Annotated in this window: 18 protein-coding genes and 1 pseudogene; 10 read left to right on the plus strand and 9 right to left on the minus strand. The window is 73.4% G+C overall.

Going from position 1 to position 26,157, the window contains the following annotated elements; all coding sequences use genetic code 11:
• The first annotated feature begins 193 nt into the window (after window positions 1-193).
• The 3 genes from GL259_RS37810 (at window position 194) to GL259_RS32620 (ending at window position 3,659) form a co-directional block, all read left to right on the plus strand.
• Window positions 194-349, plus strand: a complete 156-nt coding sequence (locus GL259_RS37810) for a hypothetical protein (RefSeq protein WP_166461585.1) — start codon at window positions 194-196, stop codon at window positions 347-349.
• Between the two features lie 106 nt (window positions 350-455).
• Entirely contained in the window at window positions 456-1,331 is an 876-nt protein-coding gene (locus tag GL259_RS32615) for a glutathione S-transferase C-terminal domain-containing protein (RefSeq protein WP_159536859.1), read from the plus strand.
• 273 nt (window positions 1,332-1,604) lie between these two features.
• Window positions 1,605-3,659 carry a phospholipase C, phosphocholine-specific gene (locus GL259_RS32620; protein ID WP_159536860.1) on the plus strand — a complete coding sequence of 685 codons (2,055 nt, stop codon included), beginning with the start codon at window positions 1,605-1,607 and terminating at the stop codon, window positions 3,657-3,659.
• A gap of 61 nt (window positions 3,660-3,720) precedes the next feature.
• Here GL259_RS32620 and GL259_RS32625 read toward each other — a convergent pair whose 3' ends face one another.
• Entirely contained in the window at window positions 3,721-4,686 is a 966-nt protein-coding gene (locus GL259_RS32625; RefSeq protein ID WP_243762453.1) for a hypothetical protein, read from the minus strand.
• On the minus strand, window positions 4,683-5,492 hold the full coding sequence (locus GL259_RS32630) for a phosphatase PAP2 family protein (protein ID WP_159536861.1): 810 nt from the start codon (window positions 5,490-5,492) through the stop codon (window positions 4,683-4,685). Before GL259_RS32630 ends, GL259_RS32625 begins: the two co-directional genes overlap by 4 nt.
• A gap of 247 nt (window positions 5,493-5,739) precedes the next feature.
• Here GL259_RS32630 and GL259_RS32635 point away from each other — a divergent pair, with 247 nt between their 5' ends.
• Window positions 5,740-6,354, plus strand: coding sequence for a TetR/AcrR family transcriptional regulator (locus GL259_RS32635; RefSeq protein ID WP_159536862.1), 615 nt, complete (start codon window positions 5,740-5,742; stop codon window positions 6,352-6,354).
• A gap of 142 nt (window positions 6,355-6,496) precedes the next feature.
• Here the strand turns inward: GL259_RS32635 and GL259_RS32640 are convergent, their stop codons facing one another.
• Window positions 6,497-7,444, minus strand: a complete 948-nt coding sequence (locus GL259_RS32640; protein WP_159536863.1) for a DUF2510 domain-containing protein — start codon at window positions 7,442-7,444, stop codon at window positions 6,497-6,499.
• 331 nt (window positions 7,445-7,775) lie between these two features.
• Here GL259_RS32640 and GL259_RS32645 point away from each other — a divergent pair.
• Window positions 7,776-10,419 (plus strand): annotated as a pseudogene (locus GL259_RS32645) (AAA family ATPase).
• Window positions 10,420-10,429: 10 nt separating this feature from the next.
• Here GL259_RS32645 and GL259_RS32650 read toward each other — a convergent pair.
• Complete coding sequence (locus GL259_RS32650; protein ID WP_243762454.1) at window positions 10,430-11,428, minus strand: DUF3048 domain-containing protein; 999 nt, start codon at window positions 11,426-11,428, stop codon at window positions 10,430-10,432.
• Between the two features lie 194 nt (window positions 11,429-11,622).
• Here GL259_RS32650 and GL259_RS32655 point away from each other — a divergent pair, with 194 nt between their 5' ends.
• A complete protein-coding gene (locus GL259_RS32655; RefSeq protein ID WP_159536864.1) occupies window positions 11,623-12,813 on the plus strand; it encodes a zinc-dependent alcohol dehydrogenase in 1,191 nt (396 codons plus the stop codon).
• A 164-nt stretch (window positions 12,814-12,977) separates the two neighbouring features.
• Here the strand turns inward: GL259_RS32655 and GL259_RS32660 are convergent, their stop codons facing one another.
• Both GL259_RS32660 and GL259_RS32665 read right to left on the minus strand, forming a co-directional pair.
• Complete coding sequence (locus GL259_RS32660) at window positions 12,978-15,197, minus strand: family 16 glycoside hydrolase (RefSeq protein WP_208026545.1); 2,220 nt, start codon at window positions 15,195-15,197, stop codon at window positions 12,978-12,980.
• Window positions 15,194-17,695: a ThuA domain-containing protein gene (locus GL259_RS32665; protein ID WP_159536865.1), complete on the minus strand. Its 2,502-nt coding sequence runs from the start codon at window positions 17,693-17,695 to the stop codon at window positions 15,194-15,196. Before GL259_RS32665 ends, GL259_RS32660 begins: the two co-directional genes overlap by 4 nt.
• 201 nt (window positions 17,696-17,896) lie before the next feature.
• On the opposite strand from GL259_RS32665, the gene GL259_RS32670 reads away from it, so the two are divergent.
• The 4 genes from GL259_RS32670 to GL259_RS32685 all read left to right on the plus strand — a co-directional run bounded on the left by GL259_RS32670 (window position 17,897) and on the right by GL259_RS32685 (window position 21,625).
• Entirely contained in the window at window positions 17,897-18,883 is a 987-nt protein-coding gene (locus tag GL259_RS32670) for a multicopper oxidase domain-containing protein (protein WP_159536866.1), read from the plus strand.
• A 323-nt stretch (window positions 18,884-19,206) separates the two neighbouring features.
• On the plus strand, window positions 19,207-20,247 hold the full coding sequence (locus tag GL259_RS32675; protein WP_159536867.1) for a LacI family DNA-binding transcriptional regulator: 1,041 nt from the start codon (window positions 19,207-19,209) through the stop codon (window positions 20,245-20,247).
• Between the two features lie 98 nt (window positions 20,248-20,345).
• Window positions 20,346-21,140 carry a VOC family protein gene (locus tag GL259_RS32680; RefSeq protein ID WP_159536868.1) on the plus strand — a complete coding sequence of 265 codons (795 nt, stop codon included), beginning with the start codon at window positions 20,346-20,348 and terminating at the stop codon, window positions 21,138-21,140.
• Window positions 21,141-21,379: 239 nt separating this feature from the next.
• Complete coding sequence (locus GL259_RS32685; protein WP_159536869.1) at window positions 21,380-21,625, plus strand: WhiB family transcriptional regulator; 246 nt, start codon at window positions 21,380-21,382, stop codon at window positions 21,623-21,625.
• 82 nt (window positions 21,626-21,707) lie between these two features.
• Here the strand turns inward: GL259_RS32685 and GL259_RS32690 are convergent, their stop codons facing one another.
• The 3 genes from GL259_RS32690 to GL259_RS32700 all read right to left on the minus strand — a co-directional run bounded on the left by GL259_RS32690 (window position 21,708) and on the right by GL259_RS32700 (window position 26,150).
• Window positions 21,708-22,682 carry an acyl-ACP desaturase gene (locus GL259_RS32690; protein ID WP_159536870.1) on the minus strand — a complete coding sequence of 325 codons (975 nt, stop codon included), beginning with the start codon at window positions 22,680-22,682 and terminating at the stop codon, window positions 21,708-21,710.
• A 211-nt stretch (window positions 22,683-22,893) separates the two neighbouring features.
• Window positions 22,894-23,670, minus strand: coding sequence for a dimethylargininase (gene ddaH, locus GL259_RS32695; protein WP_159536871.1), 777 nt, complete (start codon window positions 23,668-23,670; stop codon window positions 22,894-22,896).
• 200 nt (window positions 23,671-23,870) lie between these two features.
• Window positions 23,871-26,150 carry an excinuclease ABC subunit UvrA gene (locus tag GL259_RS32700; protein ID WP_159536872.1) on the minus strand — a complete coding sequence of 760 codons (2,280 nt, stop codon included), beginning with the start codon at window positions 26,148-26,150 and terminating at the stop codon, window positions 23,871-23,873.
• Window positions 26,151-26,157 lie beyond the last annotated feature (7 nt).

Genomic DNA, 26,157 nt, shown 5'->3' on the forward strand with positions numbered 1-26,157 from the left:
GACGCAGGAGGCCGGCGAGCCGGCGCGCCCGGTCCGCGCGCGGCTCGCCGCCCGCATGGCCCGGCCGCACCGGAGGGGCAGGGATCCTCTCACGTGGTGAGACGTCCCGGCGCCGGTCGGACGGCCCTCTTGACGCAGCTCGGGCACGGCCTGACACTCCACTACGGGAATCCTAGTGAACTGGTAGGGAATCATGGGCCGTGCCGAGCCGGACCCCGGAGACGACGACGTCCGCGTCGCCGTCCGGCAGCTGCCCCTGCTGACGTCCCGCCGCCACATCGATCTCGTGCGCGTGTGCAGTGCGGCGAGTTCCCCGCGCGACGGCGGCCCGGCCTCCGGTCGCGCCTGACCCTCCCGCGCAGATACCGCATCCCGATCCCGGCCGCGCCGGAGCCGCCGTGTGCCGGCGGCTCCGCATGCCCGTACGCCCGTGCCCGAGCACCCCAGGGAGACGCATGTCCGCCCCGTCCCCGACAGCCGTGCCGTCCTTCCGGAGCAGGATCGGCGGTGACGCGCGCAGCGGCTACTACGCCGTGCCGCACCGCTACCGGCTCCACCTCGCGCCGTCCTGTCCGCGCTGTCTGCAGATCGCCGTGACGCACGACCTGCTCGGCCTCGGCGACACCCTGCCGGTGACGCTGCTGCCCGCCGTGCCCGACGCACCCGGCGGTGGGTACCGGGCGCTGCGCCCGCTGTACGAGGCGAGTTCGCACCGGACCCCCGGACCGGCCGTGGCGCCGGTGCTCAGCGACGGCTGGAGCGGACGGATCGTGAGCACCCATGCCCCCGACATCCTGCGGGACCTCGCCCGGCGGTTCGCCGGCCGTGGTCCCTGCCTCCACCCGCGCGGCGCCGGGGGACCGATCGCCGCCGTCGGGCGGCTCTGCGAGGAGGGCATCACCGCAGCCGCCCAGCGCGCCGGGCAGCCCGGTGGTGACTCGGCGGCACGTGACACCGCGCTGGCCGCCCTGCTGGGTGCGCTGGACCTGCTGGAGCTGCGGCTCGCCTCGCGGGAGTACGTACTGGGTGACGAACTCACCCTCGCGGACGTGCAGGTGTGGGTGACACTGGTGCAGCTGGACACCGTGCACCGCCACCACCTGGATGCCGCCGCGGTGCACCGGATCACCGACCACCCCCGTCTGTGGGCCTACGCACGACGGCTGGCGGCGCGCCCCTCCTTCGGCTCCCACCTCGACCTGGACGGCATCGCCCGCAGGCACCACGCCCACTGCCGGGGCGAGGAGGCCGCCGGCGCGGCGGTACGGATCGTGGACTGGGCGGCACACGCGCGAACGGAGGCACCGGAACCGGTGCGGCAGTCCGGCTGACCGGGAGGCCGCGGTGGGCGAGCGCGAGGGCCGCCCCGGCCGCCCTGCCCGCCGGTCCCTCCGCCGAACAGGTCCCCTCGAAGCGGCCCTGCGCCACGGGACCTGTCGGGGTGAGCCGTGCCCCGGTGACCGGGCGGGTGCGGGCCGCACCTCACGTACCGACGACCTTCACGCCGGCGCCACTGCACCCTTCCCTGACGTTCGCCGCCCCTGGAACACTCCTCTCGCGCGCGTTCCGTCATCATCCGGCACCTCCGAGAGGCTCCTCACGCCATGCCCGAAGTCAACCGGCGCCGTTTCCTCCAACTCGCGGGCGCCACCACGGCGTTCAGCGCGCTGTCCGCGAGCATCGAGCGGGCCGCCGCGCTCCCGGCGAACCACCGCTCGGGGACGATCGAGGACGTCGAGCACATCGTCGTCCTGATGCAGGAGAACCGTTCTTTCGACCACTACTTCGGCAGGCTGCGCGGCGTCCGGGGCTTCGGCGACCCGCACCCGGTGACCCTGGACGGCGGCAGGTCGGTCTGGCACCAGACCAAGGGCGACGGCACGGAGGTGCTGCCCTTCCGCCCGGAGGCCGACGACCTCGGCATGCAGTTCCTGGAGGGGCTGCCGCACGGCTGGCCCGACGGCCAGGAGGCCTACCACAACGGCAAGTACGACCGCTGGCTGCCCGCCAAGGGCACCACCACCATGGCGTACCTGACCCGTGAGGACATCCCCTTCCACTACGCGCTCGCCGACGCCTTCACCGTCTGCGACGCCTACCACTGCTCCTTCATCGGCTCCACCGACCCCAACCGCTACTACATGTGGTCGGGTCACACGGGCAACGACGGCAGGGGCGGCGGCCCGGTCCTCGGCAACGACGAGCTCGGCTACGACTGGACGACGTACCCCGAGCGCCTGGAGGAGGCCGGGATCTCCTGGAGGATCTACCAGGACATCGGCGACGGCCTGGACGCGGCCGGCCACTGGGGCTGGATCGAGGACGCCTACCGCGGCAACTACGGTGACAACTCCCTGCTGTACTTCAACAAGTACCGCAACGCCGAGCCCGGTGACCCCTGGTACGACAAGGCGCGCACCGGCACCGACGTCAAGAACGGCGACGGCTACTTCGACCGGCTCCGCGCCGACGTCAAGGCCGGCCGGCTGCCGCAGATCTCCTGGATCGCCGCCCCCGAGGCCTTCTCCGAGCACTCCAACTGGCCGTCCAACTACGGCGCCTGGTACATCTCCCAGGTCCTGGACGCGCTCACCTCCAACCCGGCCGTCTGGGCGAGGACCGCCCTGTTCATCACGTACGACGAGAACGACGGCTTCTTCGACCACGTGGTGCCGCCGCTGCCGCCGAAGTCCGCCGCGCGGGGCCGGTCCACCGTCGACGTCTCGCTGGACGTCTTCAAGGGCAGCGCCACCCACCGGGAGGGCTTCTACGGGCTGGGCCCGCGCGTGCCGATGCTGGTCGTCTCGCCGTGGAGCAAGGGCGGTTACGTCTGCTCCGAGACGTTCGACCACACCTCGATCGTCCGGTTCATGGAGAGCCGGTTCGGAGTGCGCGAGCCGAACATCTCGCCGTGGCGGCGGGCGATCTGCGGCGACCTGACCTCCGCCTTCGACTTCTCCCGCAAGGACAGCCGGCCGGCCCGGCTGCCGGACACCGACGCCTACGAGCCGCAGGACCGGGACCGTCACCCCGACTACCGGCCCACGCCCCCGGCCGACCCCAGCCTGCCCCGGCAGGAGCGGGGGCTGCGCCCGGCCCGTCCGCTGAAGTACGCCCCGGCGGTGGACGGTTCCGTCGACCCGGCGGCCGGGAAGTTCACGCTGACCTTCGCCTCCGGAGCCAGGGCGGGCGCCGCCTTCCTGGTCACGTCCGGCAACCGCGCCGACGGCCCCTGGACCTACACCACCGAGGCCGGCAAGGAGATCTCGGACACCTGGAACTCGGCCCACTCCGGCGGCTCGTACGACCTGACCGTGCACGGCCCGAACGGGTTCCTCCGTGTCTTCCGGGGGGCGAACGGGTCCGCCGGCTGCGAGGTCACCGCCCGCCACACCGGTGACGACGTCCGGCTGACGTTCGTCAATAAGGGGTCCGGTACGGCCCGGTTGCGGCTGGCCGACGGCTACACCGGCCGCCCCGCGACCGTCGCCGTCCGCCCCGGCGCCACCGTGCACCGCACCGTCGACCTGCGCACGAGCCACCGCTGGTACGACCTGACGGTCACCTCCCCGGCCGACCCGGCGTACCTGCGCCGCTTCGCGGGGCACGTCGAGAACGGCCGGCCGGGCGTCAGCGACCCGGCGATCAGGACGGACTGACCGCCCTCCGGCACGGTGCCGGCGGCGTGGGCGCCGCCGTGGGCGGGTCCACGCGCCCGGGTCACGGGCTCGCGGAGGTGACACGTCCCTGCGGACGTGCCACCTCCGCGGCCCGGTGCCCTCGGGCGGCCGGCACCACCGGGCCGGCCGGGCTCACCGGGCCGAACGGCTCCGGCGGGGCCTTCGGGACCGCGGGTGCTCCCGCGCGGTGGGAGGCCGCCCGGGTCAGGAGGAGCACGCCCCAGGACGCGAGCGCCGCGCCGGCCAGCGCCGGCAGGACGCCCACCGGGCCGCCCCGGAGCCGCTCGCCGAGCAGGCAGAGGCCTATCACCGCGGCCGCCACCGGGTTCGCCAGGGTCACCACCGCGAGCGGGGCGCCGAGGCCGCCCCGGTAGGCGGTCTGCGACAGGAGCAGTCCGCCGGCCGCGAAGGCGGCCACCAGCAGCGCCACCGCGACCACCCGGACGCCGAGCAGCGGACCGGACCGGTCCGTCACCGCGACCGTCACGGTCTGGGTGAGCGCCGAGGCCACCCCGGAGGCGATGCCCGACGCGATCGCGTGCCGCAGGCCGGGCCGCGAAGGCGGCCACGCCAGCATCCCGATCACAAGAGCCGCGCCGCCCGCGACGACCAGCGCCTCGGACACGCTCAGCACGTCGTCGGGCGCCGGCCCGGACGCCGTGACCAGCACCACCGCCAGACCGGCGAGGGTGAGCGCCGTCCCCCGCCACTCCACCGCGCTCACCGCTCGCCCCGCGATCCGCGCCCCCATCGGCACCGCCGCGACCAGGGTGAGCGCGCCGAGCGGCTGGACCACGGTGAGCGGGCCGTACTTGAGCGCCACCACGTGCAGCAGCGCGGCCGAGGCGTTCAGCGCGACCGCCCACCACCAGGCGCCGCCGGCCGGCAGCCGCGGCGTGCCGGTGCCGGAGGCCCGGGAGGCGAGCCGTTCCTGGACCACCGCGGCGGCGGCGTAGGCGACGGCGGAGACGAGGGACAGCAGGACGGCCACGAGGACGGCGCTCATCGGCCCGTCCCCGTGAGCGCCCGGTCCTCCGCCGGTGTCCGCGGGGCCCGCACGCGTCCCGCTCCGGTCGCCGGCGCCGCCGTCGTGCGCCCCGGCGGGCGCAGCACCGCGAGCGCGAGGCCCAGCAGCGCCGTCGCCACGAGCGCGTCCAGCCAGAAGTGGTTCGCCGTCCCGACGATCACCAGCAGCGTCAGCAGCGGATGGAGCAGCCACAGCCACCGCCACCGCGCGCGGGCGACGGCGATCAGGCCGACCGCCACCATCAGCGCCCATCCGAAGTGCAGCGAGGGCATCGCCGCGAACTGGTTCGACAGCCCGTCGGTCCGCGGCGGGCCGTACACCGACGGCCCGTACACCCGCGCGGTGTCCACCAGGCCGGTGGCGGTGAGCAGCCGCGGCGGGGCGAGGGGGAACACCAGGTGCAGCACCAGCGCGGCGGCGGTGACCGCCGCCAGGATCCGGCGCGCCCAGACGTAGTGGGCCGGGCGGCGCAGATAGAGCCAGATCAGGAAGGCCGCGGTGGCCGGGAAGTGGACGGCCGCGTAGTAGGTGTTCGCCAGGTGCGCGAGCCCGTCGCCGTGCAGCAGCAGGGACTGCACGGAGCCCTCGCCGGGCAGGTGGAGCGCGCGCTCCAGGTCCCACACGTCGTGGCCGTTGCGGTAGGCCTCGCCGGTGTGGCCGGCCGCCAGCCGCCGGCCCAGCTTGTAGACGAGGAAGAATCCCGCCACGAGCAGGAGTTCGCGGACGAGTGGCGGGCGCGCCGATGCGTCGGGCCCCGCCGGTTCAGGCTCCTCGCGGGCATTCATCCCCCGGCCCTTTCGCTGGCGGTGGTGCTGTCGTGGTGCCGGCGGAGCCGCCGGTTCGTGGACCGTCCGGCTCCGTCGGCGCGTGCGGGTACCGACTCTCATCGATACGAGTCCGTACCGATACGTCAGTGTACCGATACGTTCCCGTACCGGTACACTGGCGTATCGATTGGCATGGGACACACTGGAGTGCGCGCCCCGGGCGCGCTCACCGGGCAAGAGGACGAAGGGCAAGGGAGCCGAGCCGATGACGTCGCAGGCCGCGGACCGACCCGAGCCGGTCGGCACCTCGCGCCGCTCCAAGATCACGCCCGAGCGTGAGCAGGAGTTCTTCGACGCCGTGCTGCACCAGATCCGCGAGTGCGGCTACGACGCCGTCACCATGGACGGGATCGCCGCCAGCACGCGGTGCAGCAAGTCCACGCTCTACCGGCAGTGGCGGACCAAGCCGCAGTTCGTCGCCGCCGCCCTCCGCGCCAGCCGGCGGGCACGGTTCGCCGGCATCGACACCGGCACGCTCGCCGGGGACCTGCGCGAGGCCGCGCGGTGCGCGGGAGAGTGGTCGGCGAAGGACACCACGCTGCTCCAGGCGCTCGGGCACGCGGTCCTCCAGGACCGGGAACTGGCACGGGCGCTGCGCGAGGCGCTGGTCGAGCCGGAGATCGCCGCGCTGCGGGAGATCGTCCGGCGCGGGGTCGAGCGCGGGGAGGTCGCGGCCGGCAACCCGGCGCTGGAGTACATCCCGGCCCAGCTCTTCGGCGTGCTGCGGGTCCGCCCCATCCTGGAGGGGAACGACGCCGACCCGGACTACCTGCTCCGGTTCGTGGAGGCCGCCGTGCTGCCGGCACTCGGCCTGCGATGAGACCCGGTCCGCCGTCCCCGGGATGACCGGACGGCGGCCCGACCGCGCCGCACCGTGGGGACGGGGGCGGCGCGCACCCCCCGGCCGGGTGGGGTTCCCCTTGAGCGGAGGGGAGCCCCACCCGGCCGCCGCGGGTCCCGGGTCAGACGTCCTGCCCGTTGCCGCCGCCCGACGCCGCCTCGATGCCCTCGGTGATCTCCTCGATGACGGACTGCGTCTGATCGGTGTCCACGCCGAAGCGGACCACGACGATCTGCTGCGGCCGCGCGGGGGAGGGGAAGGCCAGCGACTGGACGTACCCGTCGGCGCCCTTGCCGGTGACCGCCTTCCAGCGCACCAGGTAGCCCTTCTGTCCGGCCACGGTCACCGCCTCGGACGCGAGCACCTCGTGCGAGGTGATCCCCCCGTAGGAGTCGCCGCCGTAGGACTCCTCGGCGTTCGCGGAGATGTCCGCCTTGGCGACCTCCTCGGCGGTGGAGCCGCGCGTGCCCAGGGCCAGGGCCGGGGCCGAGTACGCCCCGCCCTTGGTGCAGGTCTTGGAGGTGTCGCCGGGGCAGTCGTACGCGTCCTCCGACGTCACCGCGGCACCTCCCTGGAGCTCCTGGCCGTACCAGCCGTCCGGGACGGGCAGGCTGATCCCGCTCAGCCCGTCGGTCACCGACCCGCTCTCCACCCGCGGCGGTCCGGACGAGTCCGGCCCCGGGCTCTCACCGCCACCGCCCGGCCCGCCGTCCTCCGTGTCCGGTCCCCGAGAGGCCGCGGAGCTGCCGCCCCCGCCGTCGTCGGTCAACGCGTACACGCCGACCCCGATGCTCGCCAGCACGGCGACGGCCGCGGCCACGGCTATCCCGATCCGCACCCCGCGCCCCCGGCCGGACGGCGTCTGCGCGGGATGCACCGGGTACGCCGGACGGGCCGGGTACCCCTGCCCGGCCGCGCCGCCCGCCGCCGGGGGACCCCAGCCGGCGGCCGGTCCCGCCGGACGGACCTGGTCCGTCCAGGCCCCGCCGTCCCACCAGCGCTCGGTGGGCGGCCCGTCATTCTGCTGCCCGGGGTCGGGGTACCACCCGGGAGGAGTCACCTGCGTCATGCCCCCACCGTATGAGGCGACGGTGAAAGCCGGATGAGAGAGGTCCGTCCTGTGCCCCGAGGGCCGTGCGGAGCGTCCGGCGGGACACCCTCGCCCCGGCGCGCCGGTCGCACCACCGCCGTGCGCCCGCGCCCGCCCCGCGCTCGTCGTTCACCGGAACCCCGCCGGGTGTTGACCGTCGGCACCCCAGGTGGGAGGGCGGAGCGCGTCGACCCCCCGCCCCCGGTGTCACCCGTCACGGCAACAGCTGCCCCGACCGGCCACCGCCCGGGCGGCCGGAGGACTACGCTCGAGGTCTGTACGTCGTTCGGGCGACTGGGGAGGTAGCGGGATGACGGAGGTACGGCCCACGGCCGCGGCCTCGGCTTCCCTGTGGGAGCGCGACGAGGAAGTCGCCGCCCTCGCACGGGCGGTCGACACCCTGTGTGCGGACCGCTCCTCGCCCGGCAGCCTGCTGGTGCTCCGCGGCGAGGCGGGTCTCGGCAAGACCTCGTTGCTGGCCGAGACCCGGCGCATCGCCGAACAGCGCGGCTGCACCGTGTGGTCCGCCCGCGGCGGCGAGACCCTGCGCTCCGTCCCCTTCAACGTCGTCCGCCAACTCCTCCAGCCCGCCCTCGTGTCGATGCTGCCGGAGGAGGCGCGCGAGTACCTCGGAGACTGGTACGACATCGCCGGCCCCGCCCTCGGCATAGCGGAGCCCGGCACCCGGCACGCCGACCCGCAGGGCGTGTGCGAGGGACTGACCGCCGCCGTGCGCCGGCTGGCCCGCCGGGACTGGCCGCTGGTGCTGCTGATCGACGACGCCCACTGGGCCGACCAGGAGACCCTGCACTGGCTCGCCGGGTTCGCCGAGCGCCTGGCGGACCTGTCCGTCCTCGTCGTGGTCGCCCGCCGGCCCGGCGACGTCTCCGGAGCGAGCGCCCGCCACCTGGACGCCGTCGCCGCCGCGGCCGACCGCCCCGTCACCACCCTGAGCGCCCTCACCCCGGCCGCCACGGCCGGACTCACCCGCGCCACGCTGGGCGAGCACGCCGACGCCGCGTTCTGCCGCGAGGTGTGGGCCGTCACCGGCGGCAACCCCTACGAGACCGTCGAACTGCTCGCCAAGGTCCAGGACAGCGAACTCGAACCCGTCGAGGCCCACGCCGGCGAACTGCGCGAGCTGAACCGCTCCGCCCGCGGCGGCGGCCTCGTCGCCCGCCTGGAACAACTCGGCATAGACGCCACCCGGTTCGCCTGGGCCGCCGCCATCCTCGGCTCCGACATCACCGTCGACCTGGTGGCCCGGCTCGCCACCCTGAACCACGACGACGCCGTCCGCTGCGCCGAACTCCTGCGCAGCGCCCGCATCCTCACCGTCCCCGACCCGGCCGCCACGGGCCGCACCGGGCCCGCCGACCTCGAGTTCGTCCACCCGCTGATCGCCACCGCCGTCTACAACTCCATCCCCGACGCCCTGCGCCGCGGCGGCGGCCCGCCACCTCCTCGAAGTGCACCCGGACGACGACGAGGAACTCGTCTGGCAACTGCGCGAGGCCGCCCGGGAACACCTCGCCGTCGGCGCCCCGGACGCCGCCCGCCGCTGCCTCGAACGCGCCCTGGAGGAACCGCCCCGCCCCGAGGTCCACGCGCACGTGCTCTACGAACTGGGCTGCGCCACCTTCCTCACCGCGCCCGCCCGGACCATCGGCCATCTGCGGGCCGCGCTCGGCATGCCCGGCCTCGACGGCGAGAAGCGGGTGGACGCCGTGGTCCGGCTGTCCCAGGCGCTCCTGCACAACGACCAGATGGAGGAGGCCGTCCGCACCGTCGAGGCGGAGGCCGCCCGGCTCGGCACCGGCCCCGCCCATCTGCGGCTGCGGGCCGTGCAGTTCATGTGGGAGGGCATCCACGCCGGCGAGGCCCTCTCCCCGGGCCGCTCCGAGCGGCTGGCCGAACTCGCCGCCACCTGCACCGGCCGGGACAACTCCGAACGCGCGCTGCTGATCCTGCGCGCCTTCGACGCCATGATGCGCGGCGAGAACGCCGAGGTGGTCGTCGAACTCTGCGACCGCGCCCTCGTCAACGGCCGCCTCGCCCCCGGCCTCGGCTGGACCGACTCCGAGTGGGGCGTCGAACTGCTGCTGATGCTGACCAGCTCCTACGCCTACACCGACCGCCTCGACCGCGCCGAAAGCCTGTGCAACGAGGCCCTGCGCGCCTACGAGACCGCCGGCTGGAGCGGCGGCCACCTCGCCCTGGCCCAGGCCTACGTGGGTCTCTGCCACCGCAGACGGGGCCGGCTGGAGGCCGCGGAGCAGTCGCTGCGCGAGTCCCTGGACCTCGCCGAGCGCGTCGGCCGCGGACTGCCCCTGCACTGGACGGTGACCTGCAACCTCGTCGACACCCTGCTCGCCCGCGGCCACGTCGAGGAGGCCTGGGCGGCGGCCGAACGGTACGGTTTCGCACCGCCCTACCCGTCCACCGTCGTGCTGCCCGACCTGCGCTCCGTGCGCGGCCGGCTGCTGCTCGCCGTCGGCCGCACCGAGGAGGGCGTCAACGAACTGGAGGCGGCTCAGAAGGCGGCGGACGCCCGCGGCCACCACAACCCGGTGCACGTCTCCTGGGCCGTGGACCTCGCCCGTGCCCTCGCCGGCGAGGACCCCGCCCGCGCCGCCCGGCTCGCCGTCGACGTCCGCCGGCAGGCCGAGCGCTTCGGCACGGACACCGCCATAGGAGAGGCCCTGCGCGTCGCCGCCGCCCTGGAGACCGGCCAGCGCGCGGTCCGCCTCGCCGCCCAGGCGGTCAGGTACCTGGAGTCGTCGCCCTGCCAGTACGAACACGCCGCGGCCCGCGTCGAGTACGGCGTCCTCGCCCGCTCCCGGACCGATCTCGAGCGGGGCCTCGCGCTGGCGCGTTCCTGCGGCGCGGACGGCCTGACGCGACGCGCGCTGGCCGAACTGGCGGCGGACGCCGGACCCGTGCCGTCACGGTGACCCGCGGCCATCAGGCGGCCTGCGCGTACACCACCCACACCTGACCGCGCGCGAAGTCCATCCGCTCGCCGTCCTCGGTGGTGAACGAGGTGCCGTCCTCGGCGGTCGGGCGGCTCCAGTTCGCCTCGTACGCGCGGCCGTCGCGCAGCACGGTGGCCTCCCCGGAGCCCACCGTCTCGGTGTACGGGGTGTTGTTGCCGAGGAAGTCCCCGTAGTCGGAGGGGCGCACGGTCACGTACTGCACGACCACGGTCGCGGGTGCCAGCCGGTCGCCCTCCGTGGTGGTCGCGGGGACGCCGTCCAACGAGACCGGCCAGCGGCCGTCGGCGTCCGACCAGGTGAAGGTGAAGCGGGCCGCCGGGTAGCGCACCGTGAGCGCGTCCTCCGGTTCGCCGCCCGCGGGCGGCGGGCCGAAGCGGAAGCCGGTGGTCAGGGCGGCCCGGCCGGGCGGGTCGTCCATGAGCCGCTCCGGCCGCAGGTACAGGTCGTGCGGGGCGGAGCGGTCCGTGCCCCGGCGGAAGGCGCCGGACGACGACTCGGGCGTCACCCCCTCCAGCGGCGCCCGGTCGATCAGCGGCAGGAGCCTGCTCTGCGCCCCGGAGAAGGCCAGGACCGGCCGGCCGAACTGGCGCAGCAGCTCCAGGTCGGACTCCCGGGCGCTGCGCACCGGCCCGACGGATTCGGGAAGCCGGGTGGCGTACACTGCCATCAGCCGGCTCAGCCCGCCCTCGACCTGCTCGACGTACACCACGTCCGCGGCGTCCACGCCCGTGTGGGGCCGGGCGGCGGGAACGTTGTCGATCTTCACCGCGAGCACGGAGGGGCCGTCCGCCCCGTTCGGCCGCGGATCCCGCGAGGACGGCGCCGTCGACCCGCGTCCGTCGTCGGTCGAGCCGCCGGACGCCGTGCAGCCGGCCGCCAGACCGGCCGCCATCAGGACGGCCGACAGTGCCCTCGCCGCCGTGCCGCGCCGCGTGCGCGCTCCTCGTCCCGTGCCCACCGTCGCCACCGTGCCCGCCTCGTGTCCTCGGCTGTCTTGATTGTGCGCTTTTCCGATCGTCGGTGGCCATACCCGGTCAGCGGCGGTGCCGCGCGGTGATTGCGCCGATCGGCGCAGCGGCGCGGTTCGGTCCGGGCCGCTCGGGTACCCGGGGCCCCACCGCATCAGCGACACACCGGCCACGACGGAGGGAGCGGGCGGCAATGAGGGCTGTGACCTGGCAGGGCAAGCGGGACGTGCGGGTGGAGAACGTGCCCGACCCACGGATCGAGGAGCCGACGGACGCGATCATCCGCATCACCTCCACCGGACTGTGCGGATCCGACCTGCACCTGTACGAGGTGCTCACCCCGTTCATGACCCCCGGCGACATCCTCGGCCACGAGCCGATGGGCATCGTCGAGGAGGTCGGTGCCGGGGTGCCGGACCTCCAGGCCGGCGACCGGGTCGTGGTGCCGTTCCAGATCGCCTGCGGCAACTGCTGGATGTGCCTGACCGGACTGCAGACACAGTGCGAGACCACACAGGTCGGCGCCGAGGGCATGGGCGCGGCCCTGTTCGGCTACACCCGGCTGTACGGCGCGGTGCCGGGCGCCCAGGCCGAGTACCTGCGGGTCCCGCAGGCGCAGTACGGCCCCATCAAGCTCCCCCAGGGGCCGCCCGACGACCGGTTCGTCTACCTCTCCGACGTGCTGCCCACCGCCTGGCAGGCGGTCGCCTACGCCGGGATCCCGCAGGGCGGCAGCATCGCCGTGCTCGGCCTCGGCCCCATCGGCGACATGGCCTGCCGGGTCGCCCAGGTACGGGGCGCCGGGCGGGTCTTCGGCGTGGACCTGGTCCCCGAGCGGCTGCGCCGGGCCCGTGAGCGGGGCGTGGAGACCTTCGACCTGCGCTCCTTCGACGACGAGAAGGAACTGGTCGCCGCGATCCGCGACCAGACCGACGGCCGCGGCCCCGACGCCGTGATCGACGCCGTCGGCACCGAGGCGCACGGCAGCGCGGCGGCCCGCATGGTGCAGAACGTCTCGTCGGTGCTGCCCCGCAAACTGAGCGGCCCGATGGCGGAACGCTTCAGCGTCGACCGGCTCGCCGCCCTCTACACCGCGATCGACCTGGTGCGGCGCGGCGGCACCCTCTCGCTCGTCGGCGTCTACGGCGGCATGGCCGACCCGATGCCGATGCTCACCCTGTTCGACAAGCAGATCCAGATGCGCATGGGGCAGGCGAACGTCCGCCGCTGGAGCGACGAGATCATCCCGTACCTCACCGACGAGGATCCCCTCGGCGTCGACGACTTCGCCACGCACCGCCTGCCGCTGTCCGAGGCGCCGCACGCCTACGACATGTTCCAGCGCAAGCAGGACGGCGCGGTCAAGGTGCTCATGCAGCCGTGACCCGCGCCTGACGCCTCCGCCGGTCCGGCGCGGACGGCCTGCCGCACCCGCCCGGGCGCCCGGCGACGCCGGGGGAGCCGGGGCGGGTGCGGCCGAGCCGGGTCAGGAAGCCGGAGCCGGCGGCTTCCCGGTCACCGCCGTGCCGGGGCGGTGCCGGAGCCGCGTCAGGGCAGCTCCTTGATCCGGACGTCCCGGTACGAGACCACGTCCGTCGTGCCGTGCACCTGCAGTCCGATGTAGCCGGAGGCGAACCGCCGCCCGTCCGTGCCCGGGTCGTCCGAGCGCGGCGGGGTGAAGTCCTGGCCGCCGGTGTTGTCGAACTCGTTGATCAGCACGCCGTTGCGGTAGACCGAGTAGTGCTGGTCCACCACGCGGATCTCGTAGTCGTTCCAGGTGCCCTTCTGCGTCACGCCCGCGCCGGCCAGGCCGACCCGGTCGAAGCCGTAGACGGAGCCCGTCTTGTACATGTCGCCGGCGGGCGAGTCGAACACCTGCACCTCGTGCCCGTACTTGATGGCGACCCACTCCGGCCGCGACTCCTCCGGGTGGTCGTGGACCTGCGGGAACCGCACGAACACACCGGAGTTGGCGTTTCCGGTGCCCGGGGCGTCGTCCCGCCACTGGAGCCTCAGCGAGAAGTCGCCGTACTTGCGCTCGGGGAACCACAGCATGCCGAGCCCGCCCCGGGTGGTGCCGGAGGTGATCGAGCCGTCCGGGTTCAGCGCGAACGAACCGCCGCCCACCTGCTCCCACTCGGCGAACGACTCCTCGCTGCCGTCGAGGATCTTGCGGTAGCCCTCGGTCTGGCCGGGCCTGCCGATGCCGGACTGGCGGGCCGCCCTGTTGATGGCCCGGTACTCCCGCTTGTCGACGACCCCTTCCTCCCGGAGCTCGTCCAGGACGCTCGTCACGTGCTTCAGGAACAGCGCCTGCGAGGTCCACTCCTTCTCGTCCTCGATCAGCTCACCGATCCGGCACCGGTTGCCGGTGACCCGGTTCGGCACGCCCGAGTCGACCGTGCCGACGATCACCGTCAGCCGCTCGTCGTACTCCGGGCAGTTCGGCGCGGGCACCCCGCCGTCCGCCACGACCGTGAAGCTCACCGTGAGCGGCTGGGAGGTGTTGCCGGCCTTGTCGCTCGCCCGGTAGGCCACGGTGTGCCTGCCGGCCCGGTCGACGACCACCGGCCGGGTGTAGGCCAGGTACGGCCCGCCGTCGAGCGAGTACTCGACGGCCGCGACACCGGAGCCTGCGTGTCCGTCGTCCGCGCTGATGGTCACCGTGGCGTCACCGACGTAGGCGCCGTCGGAGTTCCTGGTGCCCTCCACGGTCACGCCGGTCGCCGGCGGGGTGGTGTCCTGCGGGGGAGCGGCGACGACCGTGAACCCGACGCTCTTCTCCGCCGCCGCGTTGCCCGCCTTGTCGGTGGCGCGGTAGCGCACGGTGTGCGTGCCGGCCTGGTGCACCATCACCGGGCCGGTGTACGCCTGCCAGGCACCGCCGGCGCCGATCGCGTACTCGATGGTGTTGACGCCGGAACCGGTGTCGGACGCGGTGACGGTGACCGTCGCCATGTCGACGTAGGCACCGTCGTCGTTCTTCTCGCCGTCCACCGTCGCCGAGGTCTCCGGCGGCGTGGTGTCGTCCGACGGCCGGGCGACGACCGTGAACCCGACGCTCTTCTCCGCCGAGACGTTGCCCGCCTTGTCCAGGGCGCGGTAGCGCACCGTGTGCGTGCCGACCTGGTCGACGACGACCGGGGCGGTGTAGGGCTGCCAGGCGCCGTCGGCGCCGATCGCGTACTCGATCCGGTCGACGCCCGAGCCCTCGTCGGTGGCCTCGATGCCGACGCTCGCCGAACCCACGTACGCGCCCTCGGCGTTCCGCGTGCCGGTCACCTCCGCCGTCGCCTCGGGCGCGGTGGTGTCCTCACCCGTGCCCTCGGTCACCGTCAGGATGCCCTGCATCTGGCCGTGGCCGGGGATGGTGCAGTGGTAGAGGTAGCGGCCCGGGGTGAGGGTCACCTCGGCGGTGTGCTTGCCGCCCTGGGCGTCGTTCGGGTTGGCCAGGATGTTCAGCTGGACGTCGTCGTTGAACTCCGGGTCGGAGGTCACGAACGTCAGCGTGTGCGGCATGCCGGTGGTGTTGCCGGTGGCCGCGCTGTTCTCGAAGACGATCGTCGCCGGGCCCGCCACCGCCGTCGCCGGCGCCGACAGGTACCTGTCGATGTCGTTCCCCGCGGTCCAGGTCAGCACCTGCTGGGCCGCCCCGGCGTCCGGGGCCCCGGACGCGCCGGCCGTGGAGGCCGTCTGCAGGCCGAGCATCGTCAGCAGGGCGGCCAGCAGGGCCGCCCACACCCTTCGCCGTCGTGTCACTGGTCTCATCCGGCCTCCCTCGCCAGCTGGCCGGCGGCCGGGGTCGGGCCGCCGCCCGTGTAGGTGACCCGCCAGAGCGCGGACTTGGAGTCGGAGGTGAAGAAGCCGCGGCCGTAGTCGAGGACGTACAGCGCCCCGTCCGGACCGAACTTCCAGTCCATCAGGTTCTTGATGCCGTCGTTGCCGACCGGCACGATCTTCTTCAGCGACTCCGAGTGCACCGGCAGACCGCCGTCTCCCTGCGTCTTCGGGTCCATCACCACCGCGTTGCGCGGCTGGTCGGCGTCGTAGAAGTCGCCGACGAACCACTTGCCGTCCCAGTAGGCCGGCCACTTGGTGCCACTCGTGCTCGCCTCGTCGTAGCGGTAGACCGGCCCGTTCATCGCGGCCTGGCCGCCGCCCTTGAGCCAGGGCAGCCGGTAGGAGGTCTCCTCCGCCTTGTACGACGGGACGCCGTTCGCGTCCCGGGGGAAGTCCGGGCCGCCGCCCTGCGGCGAGTACCAGATGTTGTTGCCTGTCACCGGCGGCAGGTTGACCAGGCCGTCGTTGTTCGGCGACTCGTTCTTCGGGTGGTCGCAGTCGTACCAGCCGAGCGGCTTGGACGGGTCGGGAAGGTTGCGGTCCCGGTAGGGCTGCTTGTTGCCCATGCAGTACGGCCAGCCCCGGTTGGACGCCTTGGTGATCACGGCGAACGTGTCGTACTTCGCCGGACCCCAGGTCGTCGACGGCTGGCCGGCGTCCGGGCCGACCCAGCCCGCGTAGAGGATGTCGGTCGACTTGTCGACGAAGATGCGCGCCGGGTTGCGCACGCCCATCACGTAGATCTCGCCGCGCGTCTTCCCGCCGCCCTCGGCGGTCTCCTTCCCGGTGAACAGATTGCCCTCGGGGAGGGTGTACGTCCCGTCCGGCTCCGGGTGGATGCGCAGGATCTTGCCGTTGAGGTTGTTGGTGTTGCCGGCCGTGCGGCGCGCGTCCGCGAAGGAGACGCCCTTGAAGTTCGGCTCGGGGTTGTTGCCCGAGTAACCGCCGCTGAAGCCGCTGGAGTTGTTGTCACCGGTGGCGATGTACAGGTTGCCCTCGGAGTCCCAGGCCATCCCGCCGCCCGCGTGGCAGCAGCTGTGGATCTGAACCGGCCACTTCAGCAGCACCTTCTCGCTGCCGGGGTCCAGCCTGCCGGTGGCGTGGTCGAACGTGAAGCGGGAGACCCGCCGCTCGGCCATGTGCGTGTCCCGGTCGATCCCGGAGTGCGGCGTGTAGTGCAGGTACACCCAGCCGTTCTCCTGGAACTCCGGGTCCAGCTCGATGCCGAGCAGCCCCTCCTCGACCTTCTGCAGCTCGTCGCCGCCGCCCTTGTTGCCGAAGACGGTGAGCGTCCCGGCGAGGGTGACCTTCCCGGTCCTCGGGTCGTAGACGTGGATCTCGCCCTCGCCCTTGCCGATGTCCGGGTCGTTCCAGTCGGTGACCACCGGCCGTGAGGCGTCGGCGCCGCCCCGGCCGATGTAGAAGACGCGGCCGTCGGGGGCGGTGACCAGGCCGTGCGGCTCGCCGATCTGGTCGTTGCGGCCCGGCTGGTTGGGCCGGGTGAGGCGCTTCGCCTCGTAGTTGCCGGTGATCGTGGCCTTGCAGTCGGCCCGCACGAGCCGGGTGGTCCACAGCAGGGCGCCGCGCAGGTGGTCGCGGAAGTCGGTCTCGTCGTACGACGACACCGTGCCGCCCATGCCGGTGTAGAAGGACCGGCCGCCGTCGTAGTCGCGGCACCAGCTCACCGGGTGGTCCCAGCCGTTGGCGCCCGCACCGGGCGCGTACGTCGACTCGCGCACCCTGGCGACCGTGTGCACCTCGCCGGACGGGTTCTTCACCCAGTTCAGCCACTTGTCGGGCCGCTTCCACTGCAGGGGCAGGCTCCTGGTCGCCGGGTGCCGCCGGTCGCCCACCTCGACGGTGGCCCGCTGCACCCCCTCGGGACTCGAAGCGGCCGGGCGTGCGCCGATCAGACCGGTGAACCAGTCCGAGTACGGCTCCGCGCGGGCCGCGTCGTGGAGGCCGACGAAACCGCCGCCGGCCTCCATGTACGCCTCCAGACCCGCCTCCTGGTCCGGGTCGAGGACGTCCCCGCCGCCGGTCAGGAACACGATCGTGTTGAAGCGCCCCAGCCTCTTGTCGTCGGTGAAGACCGAGGCGTCGTCGGTGGCGGTGACCTTGAACCGCTGGTCCGCCGGGCCGGACAGGCCGATCTTCTCGATCGCCTCGATCCCCGCGTTCACCAGCGGCGACTCCTCGCCGCCCGCCGCCGAGCCGTGGAACAGCAGCACGCGCACGTTCGCGCCGCCCGGGGGCGACTTGATGGACATCGTTGTCAGGGACGGATCCGGCGCCGGGCGCGCACTGGCGGCCGGGCCCGACATCAGTCCGGCGGCGACGATCCCGGCGGTGACGGTGGCCGCCCAGGCCCGCCGTCCCGCACCGGCCGTTCTCGGGCCTCTCGTGATCAACCCTCGTAAGTGCATGGGACCTTGATGCGATGTCAACCGCATGTGGTCACCCACCCCTCCTCGGTCGCGGCAACAGCGTCAAGGAAGCTAGACCTCTTTGCGCCACACGCCAATACCTATGGCCGCAATGAAACAAACTTTGTCCTGAGTGTGGATAAACAAGAAAGCGGCCGGTACGGTTCCACAGGTTCATGACAGCTACGTGGGGAGTCCGGCATGGACAGACGCGGCTTCAACCGGCGGGTGCTGCTGGGCGGCGCGGCCGCCGCGACATCGTTGTCCCTCGCTCCCGAGGCCGTGGGCGCGGGCGGACCGGCGAAGACCGCGCCCGCCGGGGGCGAGGTGAAGCGGATCAAGCTGTACGCCGAGAGACTGGACGGCGGGCGGATGGGCTACGGCCTGGAGAAGGGCAAGGCCTCGATCCCCGGTCCCCTCATCGAGCTCAACGAGGGCGACACGCTGCACGTCGAGTTCGAGAACACCATGGACGTACCCGTGAGCCTGCACGTCCACGGCCTGGACTACGAGATCTCCAGCGACGGCACCAAGCAGAACAAGAGCGACGTCGAGCCGGGCGGCACCCGCACCTACACCTGGCGCACCCACGCCCCGGGCCGGCGGAAGGACGGCACCTGGCGGGCGGGCAGCGCCGGCTACTGGCACTACCACGACCACGTGGTCGGCACGGAACACGGCACGGGCGGCATCCGCAACGGCCTGTACGGCCCGGTGGTCGTGCGCCGCAAGGGCGACGTGCTGCCCGACGCGACCCACACGATCGTCTTCAACGACATGACGATCAACAACCGGCCGGCGCACACCGGCCCGGACTTCGAGGCGACCGTGGGCGACCGCGTCGAATTCGTCATGATCACGCACGGCGAGTTCTACCACACCTTCCACATGCACGGTCACCGCTGGGCCGACAACCGCACCGGCATGCTCACCGGTCCCGACGACCCGAGCCAGGTCATCGACAACAAGATCTGCGGCCCGGCGGACTCCTTCGGCTTCCAGGTGATCGCGGGGGAGGGCGTCGGCGCGGGTGCCTGGATGTACCACTGCCACGTCCAGAGCCACTCCGACATGGGCATGGTGGGCCTGTTCCTGGTGAAGAAACCGGACGGCACGATCCCGGGGTACGACCCGCACGAGCACCACCACGGCGCGGACTCCGGGGGAGCGGAGGAACACGCGCACTGACGGCCTGCGCACGGCTCGCGAACGGGGAGGGGCTCACCCGGCGCCGACGCCGAGGACGGGTCGTTCCGCGTGCGGCCCCTTCCGGGCACGGCGGAGTGGTTCTCGGCGGACGACGCGCCGGGGAGCCGTGCGTACGGCGCGGGGCGGCGGCCGGGGGCTTCGCGCGGTCGTCCGGCGGTCCCCGGAGGGGCCCGCGCCCGGCACGGGCGGATTCCGAGGTCCGGCGGACGGCCCGGCGGACCGGGCCGAGTGATCGGAGAGCGCTCTCGCCCCCGCGGGTGCGGGGCTATCCTGTCCCGCAGCCGCAGGTGAGGAGCCCCGACGTGACCGAGACAGTGCCGCGCCCCACCCTGGAGGCCGTGGCCGCGCGGGCCGGGGTCTCGCGGGCCACCGTCTCCCGCGTGGTCAACGGCGCCGACGGGGTCAGGGAACCCCTGGCCGAGAGGGTCAGACGAGCCGTGGACGAACTCGGGTACGTGCCCAACCAGGCCGCCCGCAGCCTGGTGACGAAACGGCACGACGCCGTCGCCGTCATCGTGGCCGAACCGGAGACCCGCGTCTTCGCCGACCCCTTCTTCGCCCGTCAGCTGCGCGGCATCAGCAAGGAGCTGACGGCCCACGACAACCAGCTCGTGCTGCTGCTCACCGAGGACCGCGACGACCACGCGCGCGTGGGGCGCTACCTGGCCGGCGGCCATGTCGACGGCGCGCTGGTGTTCTCGCTGCACATCGACGACCCGCTGCCGGAACTGATCCAGCGTGCCGGGCTGCCGACGGTGTTCGGCGGCCGCCCTGACTGGGGCGGTGGCAGGGACGGCGTCGTCTACGTCGACAGCGACAACCGGGGCGGCGCCCGGGACGCCGTACGGCACCTGCTCGGCCTCGGCCGCAGCCGCGTCGCGCACATCACCGGCGCCCTCGACCAGACCTCCGCGGTGGACCGGCTCGACGGCTTCCGGGACGTCATGGTCGACGCCGATCCGCGACTGGTCGTGGAGGGCGACTTCACCCCGGCCGCGGGCGAGCGGGCGATGCGGGAACTCCTCGGCCGCTGTCCCGACCTGGACGCGGTGTTCGCCGCCAACGACCTCACGGCGGCGGGTGCCCTGCGCGTGCTGCGCGAGCACGGACGGCGGGTGCCGGACGACGTGGCGGTCGTCGGCTTCGACGACATGCTGCCGATCGCCGAGCAGACCGACCCGCCGCTCACCACGGTCCGCCAGGACATCGAGGAGATGGGCCGCCTGATGGCCCGTCTGCTCCTGCGCGACCTCGACCGCACCGCGGCCGCACCGGAGGACGTGGGCGGCGCCCCCTCCAGCGTGATCCTGCCGACGACCCTGGTGCGGCGCGCCTCCGCGTGAGGTTCGGACACGCCCGTCCACGTGTTCCGGCGGCGGATCGCCGGCGGACGGTGGAAGACTCGGCGGAGCAGGCGACGGGACCCCTCGCAGGAGGCATCATGCTCACCACCCGCTTCGTCGACGGCGCCCCGAACTGGATCGACGTCGGCACGCCCGACGTCGAGGGCGCCACGTCCTTCTACGGCGGCCTCTTCGGCTGGGAGTTCCGGTCGGCGGGACCCGACGCCGGCGGCTACGGCTTCTTCGAGATGGCCGGCAGGATCGTCGCGGGCGCGATGCGGACCACGCCGGAGCAGGGGCCGCCCGCGTGGACCGTTTACTTCCGGAGCCCCGACGCGCAGGCCACGGCGCGGACCGCCCGGCAGGCCCGGGGCGGCGTGCCCGTGCCGCCGGTGGACGTGGCGGACCAGGGCAGGTCGGCGATCCTCGCCGACCAGGCGGGCGTCTCCTTCGGTGTCTGGGAGCCCGGCCTCCGCAAGGGCATCGAGGCCGCCGGCGAGGTCGGCTCGCTGTGCTGGGTCGAGCTGTACACGCCGGACATCGCCCGGGCCGCCGCCTTCTACCACGCGGTCCTCGGCTGGGAGACCTCGGCGGTGACCTTCCCCGGCGGCGTCTACACCTCCGTCAACCCCGCCGGGACCGGGGAGGAGGGCTTCTTCGGCGGCCTGGTCCCCCTGGCCGACGATCCCACGGAGGCGGAGTCCGGACAGCCGTACTGGCTGCCCTACATCGGGGTGGACGACCCGGACGCCGCCGTCGCCAAGGCCGTCGAACTGGGCGGCCGGGTCCGGATGCCCGCCACCTCCCTGGCCGGGGTCGGCCGCCTGGCCCGCCTCGAGGACCCGTACGGCGCGCGCTTCGCCGTCCTCAGGGGCGATCCGCGGCAGACCTGACGCCGAGCCGGGTCCGGCGGGGGGAACCGGCGGTTCCCCCGCGCGCCGCCGTGTGTTCCCCGCCGGGGTGACGCCATCATCGTGCCGACGCCGACGCCGACGCCGACGCCGACGCCGAGACGGGCACACACACGGACACGGACGCCGGCGCGGACACGCACACGGACGGACGAGCGGTGCCGGGCCGCGTTGATGCGGCGTTGATCGAACGTTTTTCGCCGCCCGCCACGCTTTTGGCCATGTACACCGAAACGTTGCCGTCGCCCGACCTCACCTGGCAGGAGCAGGCGCTGTGCGCGCAGACCGGGGGAGACTTCTTCTTCCCCGAGCCGGGCAGCTCGGTCCGTGAGGCCAAGCGGATCTGCGGTCTCTGCCCCATCCGCGCCGCCTGCCTCGACTACGCCATGGCCCACGACATGCGCTTCGGCGTCTGGGGCGGCCTGTCGGAGAGGGAGCGGCTGGAACTGCGGCGGGCGGGCCGCTGAGCGGCCGGGCCCGGGAGACCGGGGCCCGGCGGCGTCGGCGGCCCGCCCGTCCGGGCGGCTTCGGGCCGGTCCCGGCCCGGTCTCAGCGCGGCGCGCGCGCCGCCATCCGGGCCTTGCGGGCCGCCAGCTTCTCGTCGAACTTCCGCGCCTCCGCGTCCAGGCCGCCCATGAACAGGCCGAGCTCCTCCTGGGCCTTGAGGCCCTCGGGGCCGAGGCCGTCGATCTCCAGGACCTTCAGGAAGCGCAGCACCGGCTGGAGCACGTCGTCGTGGTGGATGCGCAGGTTGTAGACCTCGCCGATGGCCATCTGCGCGGCGGCCCGCTCGAAGCCGGGGATGCCGTGTCCGGGCATCCGGAAGTTCACGACCACGTCCCGCACCGCCTGCATCGTCAGGTCGGGGGCCAGCTCGAACGCCGACTTCAGCAGGTTGCGGTAGAAGACCATGTGCAGGTTCTCGTCGGTCGCGATGCGGGCCAGCATGCGGTCGCAGACCGGGTCGCCGGACTGGTGGCCGGTGTTGCGGTGCGAGATGCGGGTGGCCAGCTCCTGGAAGGCGACGTAGGCGACCGAGTGCAGCATCGAGTGCCGGTTGTCCGACTCGAAGCCCTCGCTCATGTGCGCCATGCGGAACTCCTCCAGCTTGTCCGGGTCCACCGCCCGCGAGGCGAGCAGGTAGTCCCGCATCACGATGCCGTGCCGGCCCTCCTCGGCCGTCCAGCGGTGCACCCAGGTGCCCCAGGCGCCGTCCCGGCCGAACAGGGTGGCGATCTCGTGGTGGTAGCTCGGGAGGTTGTCCTCGGTCAGCAGGTTCACCACGAGCGCGATCCGGCCGACCTCGGTGACCTTGGACTGCTCCTTGTCCCAGGCCTCGCCGTCCTCGAAGAGACCGGGGAAGTTGCGGCCGTCGCTCCACGGCACGTACTCGTGCGGCATCCAGTCCTTGGCGACCTTCAGGTGCCGGTCGAGCTCCTTCTCGACCACTTCCTCCAGTGCGTACAACAGCCTCGCGTCGGTCCAGACGGAGGGGCTGCCGAGGTGAGGGGAAGTGAGCGTCACAGGAACTCCAGGGGACGGTGCGGGTACGACGGGACCGGCGAGCGGCGCCGGAACCTACGGAATCGTAGGCTACGAAACCGTAGGTTACGTAGTCGTAGATTAAGGACACCGTAAAGATCGCTGATCAGGCCGTACGGCCGCGCGGGCCTCCCCGGTGCGGACGGGCCGGACGCCGCAGGTCCACGAGCCGTATCGGGGAAGGGAGTTGCGGTCAGGCGTACAGCTCCCGCAGGCGCACCGAGAGGCAGGTCACACAGCCCTCGAGCTTCTCGAACTCGCCGATGTCCACCACGACGGGCTCGTAGCCGAGGTCCGCGAACAGCTCCGCGGTCTTCGGCGCGCTCGCCGCCATCAGCAGCTTGTCCCCGCCGAGCAGCACCACGTGCGACCCGGACTCCTCCGGCACCGGCAGGAAGCCGGGGAACAGCGAGGGCGCGTCCATGTTCGGGACGTACCCGACGACCGTCCCGTCCGGCAGCGCCGTGACCGCCGACTTCAGGTGCAGCACCCTGGTGACCGGCACGGCGACCACCCGCGCGCCCAGCGGCTCGAACGCGGCCCGCACCTGCTGGACCCCGGCCGCGTTGGTGCGCCCGCCGCGGCCCACGTACACGGTGTCGCCGATCTTGAGCACGTCGCCGCCGTCCAGCGTGCCCGGCTCCCAGACCCAGTTCACCGAGCAGCCCAGGGACGCCACGGTCTCCTCGACGCCGGCGGTCTCCTCGCGCCGCGACTCGGCGCCGGGCCGGGCGATCAGCGCCACGTTCCGGTACATCACCACCGTGTCCTCGACGAACACGGAGTCCGGGCAGTCGTCGGCCGGGGCCACCTCGACCGTCTCCCAGCCGTGGGCGCGCAGCGCCCCCACGTACGCCTCCCACTGCTCCGTCGCCCGGCCGACGTCCACCGCCTCCCGTTCGGCGTGTGTCACCAGCCCCTCGGCCAGGCGGGGGCCGGGGCGGCGGACCAGGGCCTTCTTGCTGGGCACGAGCGTGACTCCGTGTGGGACGGGGCGTGTCGGACCACGCCGAGGGCCTCCGCGGGCGGCCGGGACGCCCTCGGTCGTCGGCGGACCATCATGCAGGGCGAATCGGGACAGGGCCACCCCTGGCGACGATGGGGTGTACCCGCGGGTAACGGATTTCGGCGGTCCTCGCCCGCCGGCCCGCGCCCGCGGCGGGCCCCCGGTCAGCGTCCCCGCACCGCCCGCCGCAGGTGCTCGCCGGTGAACGACTCCCGGGCCGCCAGCAGTTGCTCCGGCGTCCCCTCGAAGATCACCCGACCGCCGTCCCGTCCGCCGTCCGGGCCGAGGTCGATCACCCAGTCGGCGCGGGCGATCACGTCCAGGGCGTGCTCGACCACGACGACGGTGTTGCCCGCGTCCACGAGCCGGTCCAGGAGGGCGACCAGGCCGTCCACGTCCGCCATGTGCAGCCCGGTGGTCGGCTCGTCCAGGACGTACACCACGCCCGTGCGGTGCAGCCGGGTGGCCAGCTTGATGCGCTGCCGCTCTCCGCCGGACAGCGTGGACAGCGGCTGTCCGAGGGTGAGGTACGTCAGGCCGACGTCCCGCAGGGCGCGCAGCCGGCGGCGTACGCCCGGGTCGTCGAAGAAGTCCAGCGCCTCGCCGGCCGTCATGCCCAGCACGTCGGCGATCGAGCGGCCGCCGGCCGTCAGCCGCAGCACCTCCTCCTTGAAGCGCCGGCCCTCGCAGTCGTGACAGGTCGTGGTCACCGGGTCCATGAAGGCGAGGTCCGTGTGGATGATCCCCCGGCCCCCGCAGGTCGCGCAGGCGCCGGCGGAGTTGAAGCTGAACAGCCCCGGGTCCCGCCCCGTCTCCCGGGCGAAGATCCTCCGTACCGTGTCCATGATCCCGAGGTACGTCGCCGGGGTGGACCGCGCGGAGATCCCGACGGACGACTGGTCGACGACCACCGCGTCGGGGTGGGCGGCGGTGAACTCGGCGACCAGCGTGCTCTTGCCGGACCCGGCGACCCCGGTCACCGCGGTCAGCACCCCGGCCGGGAACCGCACGGTGACGTCGCGCAGGTTGTGCCGGTCGGCGCCCTTCACCCACAGCTCGCCGGTCGCCTCCCGCACGACGTCCTTGACCGCCGTGCGGCGGCCCAGGCACCGCCCGGTCAGGGTGCCCGAGGCGGCCAGTTCGCCCGGCGTCCCCTCGAACACCACGCGGCCGCCGCCGGCGCCCGCACCGGGGCCCATGTCGACGACGTGGTCGGCCAGCGCGATGACGTCGGGATCGTGCTCGACGACCAGCACGGTGTTCCCCTTGTCCCGCAGCCGCAGCAGCAGTTCGCCGAGGCGGTGCACGTCGCGCGGGTGCAGTCCGACGCTGGGCTCGTCGAAGACGTACGTCATCCCGGTCAGGCTGGATCCCAGGTGCCGCACCGTCTTCAGCCGCTGGCCCTCGCCGCCGGAGAGGGTGGACGTCTCCCGGTCGAGGCTGAGGTAGCCGAGGCCGATCGCCTCGATCCGCTCCAGCGCGGCCACGGCGGCCCCGGCGATCGGCCGGGCGAGGGGGTCGTCGATCCCCCGCAGCACGGTGACGAGGTCGGTGACCTGCATCCGGGTGCAGTCGGCGATGGACAGCCCGCTCACGCGCGTCGCCAGCGCCGCCTCGTTCAGCCGGGCGCCCCGGCAGGCAGGGCAGACGCCCTCGGCCAGGAACTCCCGCACCATGTCGCGGGTCTTCTGGCTCATCGCCGCCAGGTCCCGCTTCAGGTACAGCCGTTCGAACCGGTCGGCGAGCCCCTCGTACTCGGTGGTCCAGGTGCCGCCCGTGCCGTTCACGGTGACCTTGCTGCCGGGGCGCCCGCGCATCAGGAAGTCCCGCTCGGCCGCGGTGAACTCGCGCACCCGCTTGTGCGGATCGAGCTCGTCGCTGTTCGTGTACGCCTGCCCCTGCCACGTCCCCGCGGCGAACGGCGGGAAGCGGACCGCCCCCTCGGCGAGGGAGCGGTCCGCGTCGAGGATGCGGTCCCAGTCCGGCCGCACGGTCCGGCCCAGGCCGTCGCACTCGGGGCACATGCCCGACGGGTCGTTGAACGAGTACGCCGTCGCCGGCCCGGCGCTCGGCGTGCCGTGGCGGGAGAACAGCACCCGGATCACCGCGTACACGTCCGTCATCGTGCCGACCGTCGAGCGGGAGTGACCGCCGACGGGCCGCTGGTCGACGACGATCGCGGGGGTGAGGTCCTCCAGGGCGTCCACGTGCGGCCGTTCGTACTTGGGCAGCCGGTTGCGGACGAACCAGGTGTACGTCTCGTTCAGCTGCCGCTGCGACTCGACCGCGATCGTGTCGAGGACGACCGACGACTTCCCCGATCCCGAGACGCCGGTGAACACGGTCAGCCGGCCCTTCGGGATGCGGAGCGTGACGTCCTTGAGGTTGTTCTCCCTGGCCCCGGTGAGGGTGATGAACGCGCTGGACTCGTTCGACTGGTTCATGCCGCCG

This window comes from Streptomyces sp. Tu 3180 (genome assembly GCF_009852415.1).
Classification (GTDB): domain Bacteria; phylum Actinomycetota; class Actinomycetes; order Streptomycetales; family Streptomycetaceae; genus Streptomyces.